19 protein-coding genes are annotated in these 21,783 nt (G+C 67.6%); 6 read left to right on the top strand and 13 right to left on the bottom strand.

Going from position 1 to position 21,783, the window contains the following annotated elements; translation table 11 throughout:
- Positions 1 to 206: 206 nt before the first annotated feature.
- The 6 genes from A3OK_RS0115195 to A3OK_RS22880 all read left to right on the top strand — a co-directional run bounded on the left by A3OK_RS0115195 (position 207) and on the right by A3OK_RS22880 (position 5,046).
- Positions 207 to 1,235, top strand: a complete 1,029-nt coding sequence (locus A3OK_RS0115195) for an iron ABC transporter substrate-binding protein (RefSeq protein WP_026597292.1) — start codon at positions 207 to 209, stop codon at positions 1,233 to 1,235.
- Positions 1,232 to 2,272, top strand: coding sequence for an iron ABC transporter permease (locus A3OK_RS0115200; protein ID WP_019905747.1), 1,041 nt, complete (start codon positions 1,232 to 1,234; stop codon positions 2,270 to 2,272). The genes A3OK_RS0115195 and A3OK_RS0115200 overlap by 4 nt, the downstream gene beginning before the upstream one ends.
- Complete coding sequence (locus A3OK_RS0115205) at positions 2,269 to 3,042, top strand: ABC transporter ATP-binding protein (protein ID WP_019905748.1); 774 nt, start codon at positions 2,269 to 2,271, stop codon at positions 3,040 to 3,042. Before A3OK_RS0115200 ends, A3OK_RS0115205 begins: the two co-directional genes overlap by 4 nt.
- Positions 3,043 to 3,070: 28 nt before the next feature.
- The gene (locus A3OK_RS0115210; RefSeq protein ID WP_019905749.1) at positions 3,071 to 3,391 is read left to right on the top strand and encodes a hypothetical protein; all 321 of its coding nucleotides are present in this window, start codon (positions 3,071 to 3,073) and stop codon (positions 3,389 to 3,391) included.
- A gap of 373 nt (positions 3,392 to 3,764) precedes the next feature.
- Complete coding sequence (locus tag A3OK_RS0115215) at positions 3,765 to 4,160, top strand: hypothetical protein (protein WP_026597293.1); 396 nt, start codon at positions 3,765 to 3,767, stop codon at positions 4,158 to 4,160.
- Positions 4,147 to 5,046, top strand: a complete 900-nt coding sequence (locus A3OK_RS22880; protein ID WP_019905751.1) for a sigma-70 family RNA polymerase sigma factor — start codon at positions 4,147 to 4,149, stop codon at positions 5,044 to 5,046. Before A3OK_RS0115215 ends, A3OK_RS22880 begins: the two co-directional genes overlap by 14 nt.
- Positions 5,047 to 5,049: 3 nt before the next feature.
- Here the strand turns inward: A3OK_RS22880 and A3OK_RS0115225 are convergent, their stop codons facing one another.
- The 13 genes from A3OK_RS0115225 to A3OK_RS0115285 all read right to left on the bottom strand — a co-directional run bounded on the left by A3OK_RS0115225 (position 5,050) and on the right by A3OK_RS0115285 (position 21,778).
- A complete protein-coding gene (locus tag A3OK_RS0115225) occupies positions 5,050 to 5,493 on the bottom strand; it encodes a hypothetical protein (protein ID WP_019905752.1) in 444 nt (147 codons plus the stop codon).
- A 12-nt stretch (positions 5,494 to 5,505) separates the two neighbouring features.
- On the bottom strand, positions 5,506 to 6,264 hold the full coding sequence (locus tag A3OK_RS0115230; RefSeq protein WP_019905753.1) for an SDR family oxidoreductase: 759 nt from the start codon (positions 6,262 to 6,264) through the stop codon (positions 5,506 to 5,508).
- A gap of 310 nt (positions 6,265 to 6,574) precedes the next feature.
- Complete coding sequence (locus tag A3OK_RS0115235; RefSeq protein ID WP_081631202.1) at positions 6,575 to 7,528, bottom strand: MBL fold metallo-hydrolase; 954 nt, start codon at positions 7,526 to 7,528, stop codon at positions 6,575 to 6,577.
- A 463-nt stretch (positions 7,529 to 7,991) separates the two neighbouring features.
- Positions 7,992 to 9,182 (bottom strand): GNAT family N-acetyltransferase, encoded by a 1,191-nt coding sequence (locus tag A3OK_RS0115240; protein ID WP_019905755.1) that lies wholly within the window; start codon positions 9,180 to 9,182, stop codon positions 7,992 to 7,994.
- Complete coding sequence (locus A3OK_RS0115245) at positions 9,179 to 10,117, bottom strand: sterol desaturase family protein (RefSeq protein ID WP_245259366.1); 939 nt, start codon at positions 10,115 to 10,117, stop codon at positions 9,179 to 9,181. Before A3OK_RS0115245 ends, A3OK_RS0115240 begins: the two co-directional genes overlap by 4 nt.
- A 449-nt stretch (positions 10,118 to 10,566) precedes the next feature.
- Positions 10,567 to 11,538, bottom strand: coding sequence for an NAD(P)H-binding protein (locus tag A3OK_RS0115250; RefSeq protein ID WP_019905757.1), 972 nt, complete (start codon positions 11,536 to 11,538; stop codon positions 10,567 to 10,569).
- Between the two features lie 179 nt (positions 11,539 to 11,717).
- Positions 11,718 to 12,893, bottom strand: coding sequence for an MFS transporter (locus A3OK_RS0115255; RefSeq protein ID WP_245259367.1), 1,176 nt, complete (start codon positions 12,891 to 12,893; stop codon positions 11,718 to 11,720).
- Between the two features lie 191 nt (positions 12,894 to 13,084).
- Positions 13,085 to 14,083, bottom strand: coding sequence for a glycosyltransferase family 2 protein (locus tag A3OK_RS0115260; RefSeq protein ID WP_036302951.1), 999 nt, complete (start codon positions 14,081 to 14,083; stop codon positions 13,085 to 13,087).
- Positions 14,084 to 14,457: 374 nt separating this feature from the next.
- Positions 14,458 to 16,179, bottom strand: a complete 1,722-nt coding sequence (locus tag A3OK_RS0115265) for an alpha/beta hydrolase family protein (RefSeq protein WP_019905760.1) — start codon at positions 16,177 to 16,179, stop codon at positions 14,458 to 14,460.
- The gene (locus tag A3OK_RS0115270; protein WP_019905761.1) at positions 16,179 to 18,671 is read right to left on the bottom strand and encodes a glycoside hydrolase family 2 protein; all 2,493 of its coding nucleotides are present in this window, start codon (positions 18,669 to 18,671) and stop codon (positions 16,179 to 16,181) included. The genes A3OK_RS0115265 and A3OK_RS0115270 overlap by 1 nt, the downstream gene beginning before the upstream one ends.
- 9 nt (positions 18,672 to 18,680) lie before the next feature.
- Positions 18,681 to 19,646, bottom strand: coding sequence for a DUF1839 family protein (locus A3OK_RS0115275; RefSeq protein ID WP_019905762.1), 966 nt, complete (start codon positions 19,644 to 19,646; stop codon positions 18,681 to 18,683).
- 6 nt (positions 19,647 to 19,652) lie between these two features.
- On the bottom strand, positions 19,653 to 20,615 hold the full coding sequence (locus A3OK_RS0115280; protein WP_019905763.1) for an amino acid--[acyl-carrier-protein] ligase: 963 nt from the start codon (positions 20,613 to 20,615) through the stop codon (positions 19,653 to 19,655).
- Positions 20,615 to 21,778, bottom strand: a complete 1,164-nt coding sequence (locus A3OK_RS0115285) for an acyl-CoA dehydrogenase family protein (RefSeq protein ID WP_026597297.1) — start codon at positions 21,776 to 21,778, stop codon at positions 20,615 to 20,617. Before A3OK_RS0115285 ends, A3OK_RS0115280 begins: the two co-directional genes overlap by 1 nt.
- Positions 21,779 to 21,783 lie beyond the last annotated feature (5 nt).

A 21,783-nucleotide genomic window follows, 5' to 3' on the forward strand; every position in this document is an offset into this window, starting at 1 on the left:
TCCCGCCGCCGCCGGGCGGCTCGGTCGCACGGGGCTGTATAGCAGCCCCTTTGGGATGACAAACGTGGCCGACGATCAGAGCGGGTTCGGGCGCGTGCGTCGCCGAGCGTCCCGCCCCCGGCCATGATACGATCCGGATCATGATCCACCGATGCCTCCCGCCGGCCGCCTCGACACCGATCCGCCTGCGAGGAATACGCAGGTTCGTGGCGGTCATCACGGCCCTCGCCGGCCTCGCACTCGCCACCGGGGCAGCGACCGCCCGCCCCTTCGTCGACGCTGCGGGCCGCACGGTGCAAGTGCCGGACCGCGCCACCCGAATCCTCGCCGCCGGTCCGCCGGCCTCCGTCCTGCTCTACACCCTGGCGCCCGAGGCGATGATCGGGTGGGTCCGTGCCCCCTCCCCCGACGAGGCCGCCTTCCTGACGCCGGAGACGCGCGGCCTGCCCGCCTATGGCCGGCTCACCGGCCGGGGCAACACCGCCAATGTCGAGGCCGTGCTCACCCTGAAGCCGGATCTCATCATCGATGTCGGCAGCACGGCGCCGACCTACGTCTCGCTAGCCGACCGGGTGCAGGCGCAGACGGGCATCCCCTACATTCTCCTCGACGGCAGCCTCGACCGGACGGCCGAGACCTATGCCAAGCTCGGCGAGCTGGTCGGCGCGCGCGAACGGGCGACGGAGCTTGCCGCCGATGCAGAGGCGACGATCGCCGAGGTCAGGGGCCGGATCGCGTCGATCCCCGCCGACAGGCGCCCGCGCGTCTATTACGCCCGTGGACCGCGCGGATTGGAGACGGGGGTCGCCGGCTCGATCAATACCGAGATCCTCGAACTCGCCGGCGCCCGCAACGTCGCCGAGGGCGGGGGCGCCACCGGCCTCACCACGATCTCGCCGGAACAGGTCCTGGCCTGGGATCCCGACGTCATCGTCACCCTCGACCCCGCCTTCCGGCAGGCCATCGCCGGCGATCCGCTCTGGAGCACGCTCCGGGCCGTGCGCGCCGGCCGGGTCTACCAGACGCCGCGCCTGCCCTTCGGCTGGTTCGATTCACCGCCGGGGATCAACCGCCTGATCGGCCTGCGCTGGCTCGCGGGCTTGCTCCATCCCGGCCTGTTCCCCGAACCGATGGAAGGAGTGACGCGCGACTTCTACCGGCGCTTCTACCATCTCGACCTCGATGCCGCGCAGCTGCGAACACTGATGAAGGATTCCGAGGCGACCCGGCCGTGACCACCTCCGCCATCGCCGCCCGGCCGGCCCTGCGCATCGCGCTGCGGGGCGTGCTCCCGCTCCTCGCGCTGCTGCTCCTCGTCGTCGTGTCGCTGGCGACGGGCAAGTTCGCGGTGCCCGTCGCCGACGTGGCGCGGATCCTGTGGGCGACGCTGTCCGGCGTCCCATCTTCCGTCGATGCGACCGCGCAGATCGTGGTGCTGCAGGTGCGCCTGCCGCGCGTGGCGGCGAGCCTCGTCGTCGGCGCGGCCCTCGCCGCGGCGGGCTCGACCTACCAGGGCCTGTTCCGCAATCCCCTGGTCTCGCCCGACATTCTCGGCGTCTCGGCGGGGGCGAGCCTCGGCGCGGTGCTGGGCATCTTCCTCTCGCTTCCCGTCGGCGCGATCCAGCTCCTCGCCTTCGCGGGGGGATTGCTCGCCGTCGGCGCGGTCTATGCGGTGGGCCTCGCGGTGCGGCGGCACGATCCGGTGCTCACCCTGGTTCTGGCCGGGGTCGCCATCGGGGCGGTGCTCGGCTCGGCGATCTCGCTGCTGAAGGTGCTGGCCGACCCCTACAATCAGCTCCCCGCCATCACCTACTGGCTGCTCGGCAGCCTCACCGCCGTCACCCTCGGCGATGTCGGCGCCATCCTGCCGGCGATGACGCTCGGCCTGCTGCCGCTGGTCCTGCTCGCCTGGCGGATGAACCTGATGAGCCTGGGCGAGGAGGAGGCGCGGGCGCTCGGCGTCGAGACCCGCCTGCTGCGCCCGCTCTTCATCGCCGCGGCGACGCTGGTGACCGCGGCGGCCGTCTCGGTCACCGGCGTGATCGGCTGGATCGGCCTCGTCATCCCGCATGTGGCGCGGCTGATCGTCGGGCCGGATTTCCGCCGCCTGCTGCCGGCCTCGCTGCTGATGGGGGCGGGGTATCTCCTGGCGGTCGATCTCGTCGCCCGCACCATCGCGCCGATCGAGGTGCCCCTCGGCATCCTCACCGCGCTCATCGGCGCGCCGTTCTTCCTCTGGCTTCTCGCCACCGCCAAGCGGGGCTGGGCGTGAGCCTCGTCGTCGAGGATCTCGCCTTCGGCTACGGCGCGACGACCATCGGCGAAGGTGTCGGTTTGAGCCTGGGCGCAGGCGAGGTGCTCGGCCTGCTCGGGCCGAATGGCGGCGGCAAGACCACCCTGTTCAAGACCATCCTCGGCCTGATCCCAGCCAAGGCGGGGCGGATCGTCCTCGACGGCGAGGATGTCGCGACTTGGTCGCGGGCGCGGTTCGCGCGCAATGTCGCCTACGTGCCCCAGGCACAGGCCGCCTATTTTCCCTTCCGGGTGCAGGACGTGGTGCTGATGGGCCGCGCCAGCCGCCTCGGCGCCTTCGCCACGCCCGGCAGGGCGGACGAGGCGGCCGCCACCGAAGCCCTGGCCGCCCTCGGCATCCGCCACCTGTCCGAGCGCAGCTACACCGAGATCAGCGGCGGCGAACGCCAGCTCGTCCTCATCGCCCGCGCGCTGGCGGGAGAACCGCGCTTCCTGGTCATGGACGAGCCGACCGCCAGCCTCGATTTCGGCAACCAGGCCCGGGTCCTCGATCAGGTGCGGCGCCTCAGGCAGCGCGGCATCGGGATCGTGCTCTCGACCCACGACCCCGACCACGCCTTCCTCTGCGACACGGTCGCCCTCCTGCATGAGGGCCGCCTGCTGGCGCTGGGACCACCGAAGGAGGCGGTGACGCCGGAGACGCTGCGGCTCCTCTACGGCGTCGCGGTCGCGATCGTGCCGCTGCCGGGCGAGGACCGCTTCGTCTGCACGCCGATCCTGTCGCGCTGACCCCCTCCACACCGCAACGGACACCCGGATGCCCGTGACCGAAACGCCCGATGGCCGCTACATCGTCGTCAAGGGGCGGCTGTGGCGGCGCGCCGATCCGAACCTCGACGCGGCCGAGCGCGACCGCCTCGTCAAGGCGCTGATGGACGCGCGGCGGGCGGTGAAGGTTGCCAAGCGCTCCGGCGACGAGACCGCCCTCGCTCAGGCCCGCCAAGCGGTCGATGCCGCCAAGCACGCCCTCGGCGAGCGCGGCCCCGTCTGGTGGACCGACGGCGCCCCGGACGAGAACCGCCGCATGGTCGTCAATACGAGTTATGCGGATTGGTATGCGGGGTTGGGGGTTGCGTAAAGGTCGGCATCCGATGCTTGGTGTCCACTTTCGGGGGGCCAGTAAGGGTGGGGAGCGGACCCTAGCCGTTAGGCCCGAAGCGGACGTACTGCTGCCGACCCGATGTTGCCGTCCAAGCGTGTTTCGGGGCGCCTCGGAAGCGGTCGTTTTTCGATGGACCTCGTATGAGGCGGTACGCATTCGGGTCCAAGTGCGACTTGATCAAGGGCTTCGATGCGCCGCCTGAACCTGGGATCAGTCGACTGAAATGCCTTGAGATGGTCTTTGCAAGGTCGAGTCCTCGACGGAGGTCCCCCCAGGAATCTGTATCCGATGTCACATTAGGCTTTCGCGCTTCGTCACTCTCGTGAACCAATCACGTGAGGAGAGCGCGATGAGCAAAACCATACCGGTGCTCGCCGGATGTCTTGGTGCAGGCTTGGTCGGCAACGGCATCTTCATGCTCATCTCACCCGAAGCATGGTACTTCGCGGTTCCGGGCGTGACCTCGACGGGGCCGTTCAATCAGCACTTTCTGCGCGACATCGGTTTGATCTTCGTGCTGATCGGGGCAGGATTTGTGTTCGGGGCCGTGAGATCCGGCTCGCGCGCGCTGCTCTGGAGCATGGGGGCGATCTGGCTCTCGGGCCACGCGCTGTTCCACTTTTGGGAGGTGGCGGTCGGCATCTGTGGCCCGGAGGTTCTGCCCCGCGACTTTCCTGCGGTGACACTTCCTGCGCTTATCGCGGTCGCCCTCAGCGTCTGGTCGGTTCGCCATGCCGATCACTGACGATCCGACCCTCGTCTTCGAACAGGAGCGGACGCGTCTCGTCCGGCTCGCCTACCGGATGCTCGGGTCCCTCACTGAAGCGGAGGATGTCGTACAGGATGCCTGGCTGCGCTGGCGGCACGTCGACCATGCTGGGATTGTAACGCCCGCAGCATTTCTGTCTCGGACCGTCACGCGGCTCTGCCTGGATGTGATGAAGTCCGCCCGTGCGCGCCGCGAGACCTACGTTGGAACCTGGCTGCCCGAGCCCGTCGCTCTGCCGCCCGATGAAGACGTGGCCGACGACATGACGCTGACGTTGATGCTTGCATTGGAGAGGCTTTCGCCGCTGGAGCGGGCCGCGTTCCTCCTGCACGATGTCTTCTCGGTCCCCCTCGACGAAGTGGCAACGACCCTCGGACGCGAGCCGCCGGCCGTTCGTCAACTCGCATCACGGGCCAGGAAGCACGTCCAGTCGGCTCGCCCGCGCTTCCCGGTGGCGCGAGACGAGGGTGCACGCATCGCGAAAGCCTTCTTCGAAGCATCTTCAACGGGCAACGTCGCGGCACTCCGCGCGATGCTCGCCGCCTCCGTCACCGTGCATTCTGATGGAGGCGGCAAGGTCCTCGCCTTCCCGAAGCCGATCATCGGCATCGACAAGGTCACGCGGATGCTGGAAGGCATCGCCCGGAAGGCGTGGATCCAGGGCGCTCGGAAGCTGCAGGATCTCTGGATCGACGGACTGCCGGGCTACCTCAGCCTGGAGCCCGGCGGGATGCTGCAGACGGTTGCCCTCGATATCCAGGGTGGACTGATCGTCGGCATCTACTTCACCCGTAACCCGGACAAGCTCGCGCGCTTGGCCGAGAAGTTCGATGGGACGGTGGGGACGAAGGCGCCGCATTAAGCGTCAGCGGCGCCTCGCGATTGCCAACTCCCTCCGGCACGCCGTCGAGAAGGCGCAGAGCGGGTCGAGGTCGCTTGAGTGGCGGATGTCCGCGAATGCGGCGAGATCCTTGTTCGGGGCGAAGTAGGTCTCGCCGATCCGCTGCATGACGCGCTCGGCCTCGTTGAGCGTCTCAGGCTCCCCGAAGAGCCGGACCTTGTTCACGATGGCATAGAGGTTCACCAGCTTGGCCGGGTCGTCGAGGTCATGTCGGAAGGCGTCGCCGAACAAGGTCGACGCCTCCCGGATGAACTCGCCGTAGAGCGCCTCTCGTCGCGCACGATCCTGGACGAGCAGGGTCGCGCGCTCCTGGCTATGCTGCGTCAGCCATGTGGTCGCAAAGGAGGCCATGGCGCCGATGGCTGACCCCGCGAGGGCGGAAAGCGCCGAGATGTAGGCCGCATCCATCGGCGGGAAGCCTCAGCTCACGCGCTTCGGCTGTGTCGCCACCCAGTCTTCGTAGCGCCACTGCGAGAGCCATGCGTCTTCATCCGGTGTCAGCCAGCGGTCTTCGAGGACGACACCGAAGTAGGGTGCCGTGTCGTCCCGGATGACCTCACGCGTGTCACCAACGCCGTCGAAATGACGCCGCACCAGCTCGTCCATCGGCAGTCTCTCAGGGCCGGCGATCTCGACCATGCCGTTTCGAGGTGGCGCCAGGGCGGCTTCGGCAACCTTGGCAGCGACATCGGCCGAAGCGATGGGCTGGATCGAGGCGGACGTCGCACGCGCGCTGCCGTCGACAATTGCGGCTGCGGCAATCGTGGCGACGAACTCGAAGAACTGGGTAGCGCGCACCACGGTCCAGGGCACGCCGGCCGAGGCGACCAACTCCTCTTGCGCGAGCTTGGCCCGGAAATAGCCGCTGTCGAGCAGGCGCTCGGTTCCCACGACCGAAAGGGCGACGTGGTGCGAAACGCCCGCCGCCTTTTCGGCCTCGGCCAGATTCTGTCCGGCGCGGACGAAGAAATCCATCACCGCGTCGTCGGCGAAGGAGGGTGAGTTGGCGACGTCGACCACGACATGCGCGCCCCGCAGGGCTTTCGCCAAGCCCTCTCCCGTCACAGCGTTCACCCCCATACTGGGCGAGGCCGCCAGCACCTCATTGCCAGGAGCTTTTAGGGCGGAAACAACCTGCGAGCCGATCAGCCCGGTGCCGCCGATGACAACGATTTTCATGTGACGCTCCATCTCAACCACAGTCCCGGCGGGACCGTCACGGTCATGACGAGAAGCGCCCCTCGCAGTGTGACATTGGCGCGGAAAATCGATGCGCTCGACTTGGGCCTGCGAAGGCATGACCTTCTGGGATGCTTGGGACGAGGGCGGTCCCAAAAAAGACGGTTCCCGTTCGAATCTGCTCGGACGGCTCACGACCTTACGAAAGCGCATCCCCGGGACAGATTCCGGGGATGAACGAGTTTTGACAAGGGAGCCGTGCACGACCCCGCATTCGAAGAGGGACCGCGTCAGCACGGTCCCAATGTATTCAGTAGTCCCAGAACACGGGAACCCATCGAAAAGCGTCGCCATCAACCGCGACCCGACCGACCGACGGGAACGGCAGATGCGTGGCGATCAGCTGCTCGCCGGACGCCGCCAGTTCCCGCAAAAGCCGAACGCGAACACGCGCCGCCTCTTCGGGATCATGTTCGAAGCCGTTGTGCCAGTCGGGGTGCTCAAACCCGACCGAGAACACGGCGTCGCCGGCGAAGGTCAGCCGGTCGCCGCCGGATGCCAGGCGCACCACACTATGCCCCGGCGTGTGGCCGCCGGTGCGACGGACGATCACCCCCGGCGCGACCTCATGCTCCTCGTCGAACAGCCGCAATTGACCGCGGTACTCTTGCGCAAACCGTTTGGCGGCTGCGCGAAGCGCATCAGGGAACCCCTCTGGCATGTTGACGTGAGCGAAATCCGGCGCTTCCCAGAACTTGACCTCGGCAGCCGCCACGTGGATCCGCAGGTCCGGGCGGAGCCGCTCCTTCACGCCGTCGACGAGGAGCCCGCCGACATGGTCCATGTGCATGTGGGTCAGCACCACGTCGGTCACAGACGCGAGGTCAATCCCAACGGCGTCCAACCGCCTGATCAGTTGACCTGCCCGCGGCAGGTTCAGGTTCGGATCCAGCCCCAACCCGGCGTCGATGAGGATGGTCTGATCGCCACTGCGGACCACAACCACGTTCAACGACCAGTCGAACGCGTCCTGAGGCAGGAACATGTCGTTCAGCCACGCCGCCCTTAGGGCCGGTTCGACGTTGTGTCCCAACATCTTGGTAGGGAGCGGCAACACGCCATCGCTGACGACCAGCACGTCGATCTCGCCGATCCGTACCGCGTAACGCGAGGGCACCAACTCCTCACCCCCCAAGCGCGGAGTGCCGGCATACGCCGGATCGGTTCGTCCGGCATTGGCAGTTACTGCATCAGTCATCGTCATCCCTTTCGTGGGACGCGCGTAGATCTGTCTCAGCAGGATCGCGAAACGCACGTCATGTCTGAGGGACGAGCCTAGGTAGGCAGGTGTGACATGAGCGGCGGAAAATTGAATCTCTCGCTCCTGGATGATCGTTGTCTTATTCAGAGCTTCCTTGAGCGACCAGCCTCTTTAAAGCCCGTCTCAGTCGTCTGAAGCTGCTTCACCACGAGCCTGAGGACGGACATTCCTTGGACCTGCTATGGGGCGGAAGCGGGCACGGCGGCGACGTCCGCTTCGATGCATTCATTTCCGATAGCGGATCGGCAGAAATCCACCCACCCCGGCCGTGGGTCGAAGGCTCATCAAGAATCCCACATGCGGACGTTCCCAGCTTCCGCAAAGGGTCGGAAGCCAGCCTCGGCACCGGGTTACGATCGCCCCAGATGCCGACCGCCGGCCCTCCCCGCCCGGCCCCCTCCCAGCCTTAGATGGCGAGGCCGAAGGCGAGGGTGCTGTCGAGGCCGTAGGAGAGCATCACGTGGCTGTCCATGATCTTGTTCGTGACCTGGCCGCGGAGCGACTTGATCTCGTGCTGGCAGGTATCGGCCATCATGGCGCCGGCGCCCAGTAGGGTGCGCGAGCCCATCACCGAATCGAGCGTCACGGTCTCGGTGGCGAAACGGCCCTTGAACGACTCGTCGCCGCACAGGAAATCGATGGTGCGGTAGCCGTGGTCGATGGACCACTGGATGTAGTCCATCATCAGGACCATCCCCGGCGATCCCCGCTCGAAATCGGGATCGTAGGTGGTGACGAAAGCCATCATCGACCCGGCCTGCACGAAATTCACCGACACCGCGATCACTACCCCGTCGCATTCGAGCACGAAGAGATGGAGCAGGCCGGTCTCGGCCAGGACGCGCACGAGGGCCGGCAACGCAGGGGTACCCTCGTCGAACAGGGCGGATTCGAGCGCGCGACCGTCGAGCCATTTGCGCTTGAGCGCCGCGAGCCGCTCGAGGATCGGCTCGATCGACTCGTCGGGGCCGACCAGCCGGAACCGCAGCGGCCCCTGCTCGGACAGGAATTTCTGCCCGCGCCGATAGTTCTGACGCATCTTCTTGGACTGGCCGTCGAACCATTCCTGGCCGCTGCGCCAGGACCCGACGACGCGAGAACTCGCCTCGCTGCGATGGTTCGGGTGGAGGCCGGCCGCCTCCCTCTGCGCGGGCCCGAGGAGCGCGCGGATCTTCGCGTTCGGCAGCATGCGGTTGACATAGATCAGGTCGAACCCGCCGGCGGCGAGGAGATGCTCCCACATCCGGCCGATCACGGCAGAATCGTCGCCGGGCGCGAGGAGGGCATCGCCGTAATCGGCATGGTCCTTGGCCGCCCATTCGAGGAGAAGGACGCCGCGGCGGCGACAGGTGGCGAGCGGGAGGACCGCCTCGAGCCGGTCGCCCCGCCAGGCCAGCACGATCAGGAGCGCGCGCCGCTCCCGGTCCGGGGCGGTCGTCCACCACGCCTGGATCCAGGCATGGCTCTGGAACACCAGGCCGCCGGCACGCTGCCACAGGTCGGTCCAGGCGGTCTCGACGGCGGCCAGCCGCTCCGGGGACCGCACGATTTCGAGCCGTTCGGCCACGGCTTTTCCGGGATGCGCGAATGCGTTCACGAGGGAGTCCCTTTCTTCGCGGCGAGGCCAGCCTTGGCGCGGGCAAAGCCGGCGATGTGGCGCCACATTTCCTTCAACGGCAGGACGTAGAGCCCGAACAACGACTGGTAGTCCCTGACGTTTCGGTCCATCAGCCCGAACGTGAAGTCCTCGTTCGGCTCTGGCACGCACAACGTCCCGAACAGACGATCCCAGAACGAGAACATCAGCCCGAAATTCTTGTCGTAATGCTTCGGGTTCGTGCTGTGATGCAATTGATGCCAGTGCGGGCACAGGATGATGGTATTCAATCGACCGAACGAAATCTTGAAATGCGTGTGCCGCACGAAATCCATCATCAGGATATTGCGCATGATGTAGACGTTGATGCCGAAGATCGTCACCTCGACCGGATCGAGCGCCACCAGCGTCCAGAGGCCGAAGCAGAGGCCCGGAATCACGCCGTCCCAGATCCGGTTCATCAGCTCGTCGAGGGGGTGGACCCGGTCCTTGGTGATCCCGACCATGACCTCGGCGGAATGGTGGACCTTGTGCAGTTCCCACAGCAACGGGAAGGCGTGCTGGGCCTTGTGATAGACGTAATACGAGATGTCGTAGGCCAGCAGCATCGTCAGCGTGAAGAGGCAGACGGTGATCGGGCCGGGCGGCCCATCGAGCAGAGGCGCATGGATGCCGAGCGCCCGCCCGACGACGACATGGGTGGCATAGCCGACCGCGACGACGAAGGTGATTCCGGCCGGGATCAGAAGGAAGGGCATGATCGCCCGGCGCGTGATCCAGAACAGAAGGTCGGCCCTGGCGGAGGGGTGTGTCGCCACCTCGTGGGGCAGCACGAATTCGAAAAACTCCCGGACCGATTTCTGCTCGACCGTGCGCCAATAGGCGATCAGCGCGCAGCAGAAAGCCGTCAGCAACAGCAGGACGGCAGCAATCATGCCCGACGACGAGATCCTTTGCTGAACGATCTCGATCATCGTCTCCATCGGCGGCTCTCTCGTATAATGGCTTCTCCCTACAAACGGCCGGACCCCGCGAAAAGTCCCGGCTTTATCGAGATAATACGAAGTTATGTTTGATTTACCCTAATCTTACTTCCTAATTCCATTCCATAGATGACCATCGTTCGGAATTATTCAAACATAAGATCGATGATCATGCTATGAATATATATTTATAGTGCTACTTCCATGATCCAATCGGCGCCCTGCCCCGGCTTTGCGGCGCAATCGCTCCCTCGTCCCCGGCTCGCATGAGCGGGGACCGGAAGGCCGATGCCGGGCAGGGTTGGTCCTAAGGGTCGACATCCGGACGCTTGGTGCCGTCCGCTCGCGACCCCGATCCGCAATTCGGGAGGTCCGTTCGCGGGCGTCCGATCGCAGCGCCGTCAGAACACGGCGTGGTCTCCGCGCTCGGCAACCGTCTCGCCTCGGACCAGGCGCGCGTAATAGTCGAACAGTGTTTCCGAACCCGTAGACGGGGTCGCACTCGCATCGTATCGCCCCGTCGCCGGGTCCAGGACGAGCATGGACTCGGTGGCGTAGTAGCGCCCGATCCGCGCGAGCTCGGCCTTGGCTGCCAGTGCCGGCACCAACCGTCCGAGCGTTGCCAGGACGGCGATGATCACGTCCAGCATCAGCACCGGCACATGGGTGAATCGCGGTTCTCGCCCGAGCAGGGCGAAGAGCCGCTCGCCCTGCGCCTTCGGCGTGACCGCTTCGCCCGGTCCGCCGATCGGGAGCACGCGGTTGCGTCGATCTGCGTTGTCGATGCATTCGGCAAGGTAGGTGCCCAGGTCGTCGTCGCCGATCGGCTTGCAGGCGGTCAGCATGCCGTTGCCGAAAACCAGGAATGGCTTGCCGCGTTTTACGCGGTCGATTTGCCCCGAAAGCGATTTGAAGAAGGCAGTCGGCCGGACGATCGTGTAGTCGAGCCCCGATGTGGTCAGCACCTCCTCGTAGGCGAGCTTGGCATGCTGGAAGGCGAGGATCGGCTTCTGGACGCAGATCGCCGAGAGATGGATGACATGCGTCACGCCGGCAGCCTTGCTCGCGTGCAACGCATTCACATGCGCCTGATGGTCGATCGCCCAGGCGTCAGCGGGCAATCCGGTGCGCGAGGCGAGGCAGGAGACCAGGACGTCGAACGGCTCGCCGCGGAAGCCGTCGCGCGCCAGCGACGAGGGATCGGTCACATCCGAGAACCGTGCGGTCGCACCCGAGGGCAGGCGGCCACGATCCGCCGGCCCTGAAGGATCGCGACTTTCGGCACTGCGCCTGACGAGGCAGACGACCTCATGACCGCGTGACACCAGGGCCCGCACCGTCGCACGACCGATGGTGCCGGTCCCACCGAGCACGAGAACGCGTCGCGGTCGCACACCGCTCGGTCGATCCGCACTCAGGGTCGCTTCATCGGGACGCTCAGACATCCGAGATAGACGGCAGTCGTTTGGATTGCCGCGTCAACCCACCCGGAACGGGCGCCAACACCGAAAAATCGGGTTCGACGCGGGTACCAAACGTCGGATTTCGATCATCAGCGCCAGAGCAGCCGGGCGGTGACGCTGCCGAGGACCAGGATCACCGCGGCGCAGATGGCGAGGGCGGTGAACTGGCCGAGGCCCTGGAGAGCCGCGCCGAGGATCGCGACGCTCAGCGCCTGGCCGCAGAAGAACGAGAAGGCATGGAGCGAGACGGCCGAGGCGCGCGCGGTCGGCGCCACCTCCGTGACCTGAACCTGGAAGGTGTTGTGGAGCATGTAGAAGCCGAGGCCGAGCGCCACCAAGGCCGCGCAATCCACCTGCCAGCGTCCCGCGCTGCCGATGACGAGCAGGGCGCAGGCGCAGATCGCCCCGCCCACGATCAGCATGCGCGGCAGGCCGAGAAGGCGCAGCAGCACGCCGACGAAAGCCGAGTAGAGCAGCCCGCCGGCGGCGAAGCCCGCGAGCGCGAGCCCGGCCTCGCGCGGGCCGCCCTCCCCGCGCGCCTCGATGAGCGGCGCGAGATGGGGGAAGATGCCGAAGACCGCGATCGCCTCGACGAAGACCGCGGCGAACAGCACCCGCGCGCGGGGAATGGCGACGATGGTGCGATAGCGCATCACCGCCTCGTCGAGCGCGAAGCGCCTCGGCGCCGCGCCGGCCCGCCACTCGAAACCGAGCACAGTGGCCACGCAACCGAGCGCCGCGATGGCCGCGGTGATGGCGAAGACGCCCTTCCAGCCGACATCGGCCTCGATCAGCCCGGCGAAGGTGGAGCCCGACAATTGCCCGAGGATGACGGCGACGAGGAAGCGGCCGATGGCGACCTGCCGGCGCTCCAGCGGAATCCTGTCGCCCATGAGCGCGAGCGCGAGGGGGATGACGCCGCCCGCCGCCGCGCCCGCCAGCACGCGCAATCCGAACAGCACAGTCAGGTCCGCCGAGAGCGCGCATCCGGTGAGAGCCAGGGTGAGGATGCCGAGGCAGACGGCGATGACCCGCTCCTTGCCGAGCGAATCCCCCACCGGCCCGAGGATCGGCTGGATCAGCGCATAGGGTAGCGCGAAGGCGGTCGAGAGCAGGGCGACCGTATGCGGATCGCTGCGCAGATCGCGGGCGAGTACGCCGACGAGCGGCTCGACCGCCCGCCCGGCGAAGGTGCTGGCGAAACCGGCCACCGCCAGGATCACGATCAGGCGCGTGGTCGAGGACACCATCGGCTCGGCAATCATGCGCATCCTCGGGGCGGGTGATCCGCTCGACAAGCCGATACCGGCCCCGACGTCGCCGGGCTTCCGCTCGGACGCGTCTTCAGCGGTGTCTTTCACATGCCGCCGAGACCGGCAACGTCTGGGATGATCTTCGGCAGGTCTCCGGCGAGCGCGACGATCGGCAGCGGGCGAGGCGGGTTTCGGTCACCCGCTTAGTGGCGACGCAGCCACGTTCTCCACGATCCGGTGAGCCGGATTCTCAGCACGGGCAGCACGAGAGAGCCGGGAAGCACGAGCCCCGCGCTCAGGAAAACGGCCACGAGCAATCGCCGATAGAGAGTGTACCATTCCGGAAAGGACCTCAGTGCGCTCACGAGGTTCGGAAATCGAATACGTCTGCCCTCCAATATGTCACAGTAATTATCGTACCGCGTATGCAGATACATCTCGTCCGGGCGCTTGATTTGCTCAGCAACCCCGCGCTCGATCATGCTTCTCTTGAGATGCTCGACCCTGCGACGAAATCGTTTCTGGTGCTTCCGCAAATGCGGCACGGGCGGCAACTGATTGCGATAGGATTTATTCCGAAAATGAACTCTGTAGCGGCCGAGCGGTTCGCCGATACTGACGATGTCGCCGAAGAACGGTGCGGCCAGCAGCATCACACCATCGACGGCAGAATCGTAATGCGCCTCATGGAGGAGGTCGCACAGGTCCCTGCGGAAGACGTTCCCGGATGTTGGCGGAGAGATGTAGGCGCCCGCACGTTCCACCTTCTTTACGAAGGCCTCTCGATGGCGACCTGCCGACAATGCGGGTAGAGCCGGTCCGACGACGGCTCCCGTCGCGTCGATCGTCAGCAACGGAAATTGCAGCTTCGCGACGTTCTCGTCCAACAGAGAGATGATCTTCGAAATCGAGTTCGGCAACAACTCGTCATCGGCATCCAGGAACAGGATGAAGGGTGCGCTGGTCCTTGCGACCCCGTGCAGACAGGCACTGACCTGACCGCCGTTTTCTTTTCGAAACGATCTGACGTGAAGCCGTTCGATCGTTTCCCATGACTGGTCGGTCGAGCCGTCATCGACGACGATCAGTTCATAACGTTCGGCTTTCTGAGACGTGACGCTTTCGATGGCGCTCTGGACGTAATCCTCATAGTTGTAACAGTTGATGATGATCGACAGTATCGGATCGTCGCCCTTCAGCATATCGACGTCCCGCCGAAAGGTGCCAACCGATCCGATCGAGATCCCCGCATGGGCCAAGTCCAATCGATCTCTCATCCATCAAGACGTGTGATGCTTCGCCGCCTCATGGCGCCGCAGGGCCCGAGATGCGGCCGGCCCTGACGAAGAGAATGATCCACCCCGATCCCATCCGAAGCTATATCGAATGTAACGCAAATATTATCGGGATTCCAAATCGCAGGGAGTAAGGTTTAACCTTACACGCGCTTCTCTAGTCATCGTCTGTAGAGATCTGCATTCCCGGGATAACGTCGCATGTCGACGTCGACACGGCCGGACCGAATAACGCCGATCATGCCTGGTCCTAACATACATGGCGCTCGCGTCCCGGCCCTTCAGAGCAGGCGACGCACCACGTCCTTCAGGACCTCCGCCAGCCGCGCCTGAGCCGCGACCGTGCTCAGATCGTGGTCTGCCCCGTCGATCATCGTCACCGGTCCGCCGAGGCGTCGGGCGATCGCCGCGGGGGAGCGGCCGAGATTCTCGTGCAGGGCGGCGAGGCCGCGGTCGTCGCGGCTGTAGACGAGATCGAGGTGGGCGCCGCGACGGCGGAGATCCGCGATGCGCTGGGCCACCGTGCCACCGGGAGGGCGTGCCCGGAACAGGGGCGTGATCCGCTTGGCGACGCGCGCGAAGCCGGCCTTGGCGAGAGCCCGGGCAATGGCCCCGACCCGGATTTCGCCGCGCACGAGCCTGCCCCAGACGGCGCCCCGCCGCAGCAGGTCGGCATAGGTCGAGGCGTTTCGGAACACGTTGCGGATGACGCCGTCGACGTCGTCCGCCGGGTTCCAGTCGAAGCAATAGGGATTGATGAGGAGCGCGCCCTTCAGCCGAGGCTCGCGGCAGACGGCCTGGAAGGCGAGATGGGCGCCGCTGCAGGAGCCGACGATGACGACGGGCCCGATCCGCACCGTCTCCAGGTGGTCGAGGGCGGCGCGCACGTCGTCGAGCGGATCGAGGCTGTAGAGCGGAGAGGCGCCGTCCGGCCGGTCGGGACTGTCGCCGATGCCGCGCAGGTCCATGCGCAGGGATAGGAAACCGTCCCGCGCGAGGCCGCGTGCGAGCGAGGTCGTCTGGCGGCCCCAGCCGGAATGCACGTTGGTGCCGGCATTGACGAAGAGCACCATCGGCCGCTGCGGTTCGGCCTCGCGTGGCCGGCAGAGGATGCCGAACAGCGACGGCCCGAACCGGAGTGGCTCCTCCCGCCAGCCGGCGCCTTCAATCGCAGCGCCCACCGGCTGGCGGAACGCGGCGGGCCGCGGCTGCAGGCCGTCGCCGAGCCCTGCCAGCACCGCCGAGAAGGCCTCGTCCGGCGTCTCGGCATAGAGCGGGTTGGCGACGAGGGCGGCGAGGCCGGGGAAGGGCCGCGTCGTCACCTCGGCGCCGAGCGCGGTGAAGCGTGGACCGAGACCGCCGGCCTCGCCGCCGATGAGCAGGATCTCGCTTGCCGGCGCCTGCGCGACCGAGGCGAGGTCGATGGTCGAGAGGTCGGCGGCGAGGGACGAGCCGATATGGAAGCCGCCGACGGTGAGGCAGCCATCCTGCTGCGGCAGGGGCGATCCGTCGGGCATACGCCCGATGGTGCGCGACTGCATCTTCATCTCGCGCAGATAGGCGCGCCCGCTCGCGAACGGCGCCAGCAGCACGAGCCGATCGACCCGCTCGCCCTCGGCCGCGAGGGCCGCGAGCGTGCCGCCGAGGCGAAGCCCGACGAGGACGATCTCCTCCGCCTGCGCCTCCTCCCGGAGGAAGCGGATCGCCCGTCGGATCGACCGGACCCAGCCATCGACGCTGTCGCCGCCCTCGTCGGCGGAATCGCCGGTGCCGGGATAGTCGAAACTCAGGGTCGCGCAGCCGGTGGCGGCTACCCGCTCGGCCAGAATGCGCCAGGGACGATGCGCCGAGAGTTGCTCGTAACCGAGGGTGCCGCACAGGACGACGCCACGGCGGCCGATCCCCGGGCTGAACCAGCCGAACAGGCCGTCGAAGGCGACGGGCTGAATCGGCAGGGTGGAAACGGCGGCGTCCCAGTCGACGCGGGGTGCCTCATACGCCATCACAGCCGAACCTCGCACGAACCGAAACCAGCACGACCGAACCTCGCGACGGCGATGCCGTTGATGGCGCTGATGCTGCCCTGCGGCTCGCCGGCCGCCTCCGCGACATCGGCGAGAACCACCCGGCGAACCGCACCGGGGCCGAGCGAGAACCAATTGTCCGCCGGCCGCCCGAGAGAGGTCTCGATCCGGACCCCGAGCGCGTGCCGCTCGGTGACGATTCTGAGCACCCAGCCCGAATCCTCCCGGAGAAGTTCGACCGCGAGCCCGATGTCATGCGGCTCCGGGGTCAGTTCTCGCGGGACATGGAACGCCTCGGCGATCTCGGCGCCGGTCTCCGCTTCGGTGAGGCTGGCATGGCCGAGCGTATGGGCCGGCGGGCCGAACCGGTAGGCGTCGGTGGCGTCGAAGAACCGCCCCAGCAGTTCCGCCGAGGACCATGATGCGGAGCTGCGCGGGCCGACCTCGATCTCCCGCTCGGCCTTGGCGACGACGCGGCCGGCCGCATCGGTGAAGGCGAGGCGGAGATTGGCGCGGCGGCCTTCGGCCGTCTCGTTATGGACATGGACGTGGAGCCCGTTCAGGCCCTCGTCCGAGAGGGTGACCTGGACGGGCCGGAACGCGCGCTTCAGGGCGTACCAGGCGGGCTTGGGGCGCCCGAGGTAATCGACGATGCCCCAGCCCGCGCCCGGCGCGAGATCGCGGAAGAACCAGACCAGCCCGCCGGCATTGGGCGAGCGCGCCCGGCGCCATTCGGCGAACACCGCCTCCATGCAGGCGCCGCTCGCCGCGCGGGCGAGGGTCAGGTAGCGCTCGGGATCGTTCCGACGGAGGGATGCGGGATCGACGCCGTAGAGCGTCGCCACGTAATGGTCGCGCACGTCCTCGAAATCCCACTCCGCGCCCCGGTCGCGGGGGATGCCCGACGCCCATTGCGGCGAGGTCGGATCGGTGAGGCCGCATGCGGCGAGGGTCGCGGCCTCCGGCACGTTGGCGAAGGCGAGGCATTCGGAGGCGAAGCCCACCTCGGCGCGGCGCGCATCCTCGAACGGCCGGCGATAGGCACCGACACCGTAGTAATGCGTCACGCCGGCATTGGTGGAGAACGGAAGGTCGCCCCCCGAGGGCGAGTTCGGCACCACGACGAGATCTGGCCGCGTCTCGGCCACCAGGGCGGGAAGGGACTCGACTACGAAGCGGCCGGCCCAGACTTCGCGCGGGAAGCCGAGCATCGCCGCCTGCTGCCAGACCTCGCTTCCGCCCGAGATCACGCAGAGCGACGGCGAGGTCTGGGTCCGGTCGAGGAACTGGGTGATCTCCGCGACCAGCGTCTCGCGGAAACCGGGATCCTCCGTCGGGTAGTCGAAATTGGCGAGCATCAGGTCCTGCCAGACCAGGATGCCGAGCTCGTCGCAGAGATCGTGGAAGGCCGAGGACTCGTACAGCGTGATCCCGGGCACGCGCAGCATGTTCATGCCGGCCTCGCGCGCCAGCGTCAGGAGGGGCAGGTAGCTGTCGCGGTCGCCTGGCAGGCCGGTGAGGTCGGGCGGGGTCCAGCAGGCGCCGCGGCAGAAGACCGGAACGCCGTTGATCGCGAGGCTCAGGCCCTCCTCGAACGGGCGCGTCAGGGTGATGCTGCGGAACCCGACCCGGCCGAGATCGAGGCGCCGGCCCGCGACCATGGCCTCCACGGCATGGAGCCTCGGCTCGCCATGGGTGTGGGGCCACCACGGAGCGACATCGGGCAGCAGGAGTTCGCCCTCGAACCCGTCGGGAGCGACCTGCCGCAGGGCGACCTCGCATCCGTCGCAGATCAGGAACGCGGGCCCGTCCGCCGTACCGTCGAGGGTGATCCGCGCGGTGAGACGTCCGGTCCCGCCATCGAGCGCCGCCTGCAGGTCGACGGACGCGATCGCCCCCGCGCCGCCGAGGGGCGACCGCGTCACCGGGCGATAGGGGCCGACGCTGTCGATGGACGGGCACCAGCCCGGCATGAAGCCGAGCACGCTGGTGCGGATGTGGCGTAGCGAGCCCGGCGTCGCCAGCAACGGCCGCCAGCGACCGCGCTTGTGCGGGCGCGCCAGTTCGGCCGAGAGCGAGCGGAAACAGAGGGCGATCTCGGTCTCCGCCGAGAGGTCCGCCTCGACCGTCTGCGCCAGGAACATCGAGCGGCCGGTCGCGGCACAGACGCCGTCGATCCAGATCTCGGCGATGGTCGCGAGGCCCTTGAAACACAGGCGCTCGCGCCCCGCGCCGGATATCCTGGTCCGGTACCAGATATCGGAATCGTGGAGCGGCGTCGGCGCCGCCTCGGACCATTGCCCGGCATCGCGCAGGGCCGCCGCCGCCGTGCCGGGGACGCGCGCGGGAATCCAGCCCTCTCCGGGAAGGTCGGCCGGTGTGGCGCAGGCCCCCGGCGGCGTCACCGCCAGGTGCCACGGGCCCTCGACCGCACGGGCCGGCACGCCGTCCACGGCGAGGATGCGGGCCATGCGACGACCCTAGGCGAGGGAGCGGTCGAGGGCGGCGAAGACCCTGTCGTAGGTCGCGGCCAGGCCGTCGAGCCGCTGGCACAGGCCCGTGGCGTTGCGCCGGCCGAAGGCGCGGGCCAGCTGGAACTGGAAGGCTTTGGCCTCCACCGCGAGCGTGTGCGCCGCCTCGGCGGCCGCCGAGAAGTCGCCGCCCCCCTCCCCGTCGAGCCACGCGAGATGGCTGCCGAGAAGCTCGAAATTGGCGCCGAGCTGGCGCGTCGTGTTGAAGGCGTAGCTGTGGAAGATTCCGAGCGGGTTCTGCACCAGCGTGTCCGCCCTCGCCGCCAGCGCCTCTCGGAACGCGACGATCGGGTTGGCGCGCGGCGCGAAGCGGCGGTGATGGCGCAGCAGGTCGAGCGCGACACGGGGCAGGTCGGCCCGCGCTAGCGGCGCGCCGATCTCCTTCACGAACTCGGCATAGGGAAACAGCGGCGCGGGTCCGAAGATGCCCTCGTAATCGGCACCGCTCAGCCGGAAGCGGCCGGCATTGTGGAGATAGTCGAGCATGCGCGCCTGCGCGTCGAGGCCGAGGATGCCGATCGTGGTCTTGCCATGCTCGCGGCCATAGGTGGTGCCGGCGGTGTCGGGCAGGTGGATCGCGTCCACCTCCACCAGCACCGGGCATCCGCGCGCGGCCTGGATCAGGGCATGCGCTTCGAGGCTCTCGAAGATCGCGAGTTCCTGGATCGACAGGCCGTAGAGCCGCTCGATGTCGGAGGCGAACGGCTTGAAGAAGGTGAACTGGTCGCCCTCGAAATCCTGGCGCAGGGTGAAGCCGAGCATCGCCTCGGGCACGAGGCCACGGGCATGGAGCAGCTCGATCCAGAGATCGACGTAGCAATTCGTCTCCGGCCAGATCCGGTCGGAGCCATGCAGGGTGGAAGAGGTCGGCGCCGGGGGCTCCGGCACCTCCTCGCGCACGAACGCGGCGAGCACCGGCCCCTAGCCCCAGAGCCGTTCGCGAACCGCGGCCGGCCATGCCGCGATGTCGAGGCCGTGGTGGCGGAGCAGCGCCAGGGTGATCCGCTCGAGCCCGAACCCGACGCAGGCCGTATGCGCGACCTCGCCATCCGCCTGCCGGATGTCCCAGATCGTGCCGAAATGGTCCTGATGGTAGTTGAAGCTGAGACAGGCGGTGGGCTTGTCCTCGCTGTTGACCGGCACGTTCAGTTCGAATTTCAGCCCCTGCGAGCGCTGGTTGTTGGCCAGCATCCGGCCGGCGCGGCCGAAGAACGGATCGTTGGCCGGATCGACCGCGATCGGCAGGCCGAGTTCGCGCATCATCGTCGTGCCGCGCTCCAGCCACATCTCGCGGAAGGCGAGAACCTGATCGGGGCTGCCCATGCGGACGTATTCGCGCATGCGGAACATCTGCATCCGCGTCGGTTCGAGCGAAGGCTCGTGCCGGAAGCAGTAGGATTGCAGATCGAACAACAGGCCCGCCGCCGGCAGCGCGCCGCGCGCGGCCGCCACCGGATAGAGCGGGTAGCAGGCGGCGGGCGTCAGCACGATCTCGCTGGCGGCCTGATCGCCGGTCCAGTCGGTGCCGGCCTCGATGCAGGCGAGGAGCCGGGCATGATCGGCATCGTTGCCGCAGAAGCAGTGGATGGTGCCGGCGAGGTTCGGAAACCCCTTGAGGTAGCCGCTGCGTTCGAAGGCGGGGCGGCTCATGCCCGGCGGGAAGCGCAGGGATTCCGCGCCATCCCCGGCACCGAGCCGGGTGGCGATCCGGTCCACGGCCTCGACCACGCTCTCGAAATCGCCGCTGCGCCCATAGAGTCCGTCGACGCCGGTGCGCACGAGGAGGCCGCGGTCGAAAAGCCGGTCGAGCAGCGAGCGCGGCTCGGACGACGCCGCCTCGTCGCGTGCATCGGACACGGGATCGAGGGCGAGAAGCTGGTCCATCATGCGCTCAGAAGCTGGCCCCCGCCCTTCTGCACGAGCAGGAGGTTGGCGGTGTTGGCGAGGATACGGTCGTTGCTGATCATCAGCGGCGCCGACAGGACGTCGCGCAGGGGCCGGCCGAGGCTGAACGGCGTGCCGTTCTTGTAGCCGGACAGACCGACAATCCCGAGGGCGCGCTGCACGATGTCGACGGATTTCGCCGAGATCGTCGTCTTGACGTTGTTGAGCATGACGGCGAACCCGATCGAGCCGAGTTCGTCCGCGTCGCCCTGCGCGTTCTCGAAGCGCCTGAGACCGGCGATCACCGTCCCCTTCATCGCCTGAAGCTCGTTGGCGGCCTCGGCGAGGCGCAGGGCGCCGGGAGGAACCTGCCCCGGCCGGCGCCGTGCCTCACCCTGGACATAGGCCCTGGCGCGATCGAGCGCGGAGCTGGCGATGCCGAACCAGACGCTGCTCCAGAGGAGGTGCGACGAGGCGAGCATCGATTGGGCCGCGATCTCGGCGAAGGGCTTCGGCAGGATCTGCGCCACCGGCACGTCGCGCGCCTCGAGCTTGAACCCGTCGCTGCAGGTGCCGCGCATGCCCAGCGTATCCCAGGTGCTCGTGCGCTCGAGCGACATCTGACCCTTCATCAGCGCGACGAGGACCTGATCGGACGAAGCCGCGTCGGGGTGGCGCCGGGCGGTGGCGAGGATGACGTCGGCATGGGCGCCGTAGGAGATGACGGTGGCGTCCTTGGAGAAATGGAAGACGTCGCCCACCGTCTCGACCGCGCACAGGCTGTTGCGCAGGTCGCCGCCGACGCCGCCCTCGGTGGTGGCCGAGGCAAAGAGCAGCTGCTCGCGCGCCACATCTTCCATCAGGGTGCAATGCCAATCGCTGTCGAGGCCGTGCGAGACGAGGCTCGCGACCTTGATCTGGTGCATGGCGAAGACCATCGCCGCGGCGGAACAGGCCTGGGAAAGGGTGAAGCAGACCTCGGCGATCTGCGACATGCCGGCACTCTCGCCGCCGAACTGCATCGGGATCTGCATCCCGAGCAGGCGCTCCGCCTTGAGAGAGGCGACCGCCTCGGCGGGGAAACGGGCCTGCCGGTCGACATCGTCGGCATGGAGGGCCGCGATCGCCGCGACCCGCTTCGCGCGGAGGGCGATGTCGTTCATGCCGG

This window comes from Methylobacterium sp. 77 (genome assembly GCF_000372825.1).
In the GTDB taxonomy this organism is placed as follows: Bacteria; Pseudomonadota; Alphaproteobacteria; order Rhizobiales; family Beijerinckiaceae; genus Methylobacterium.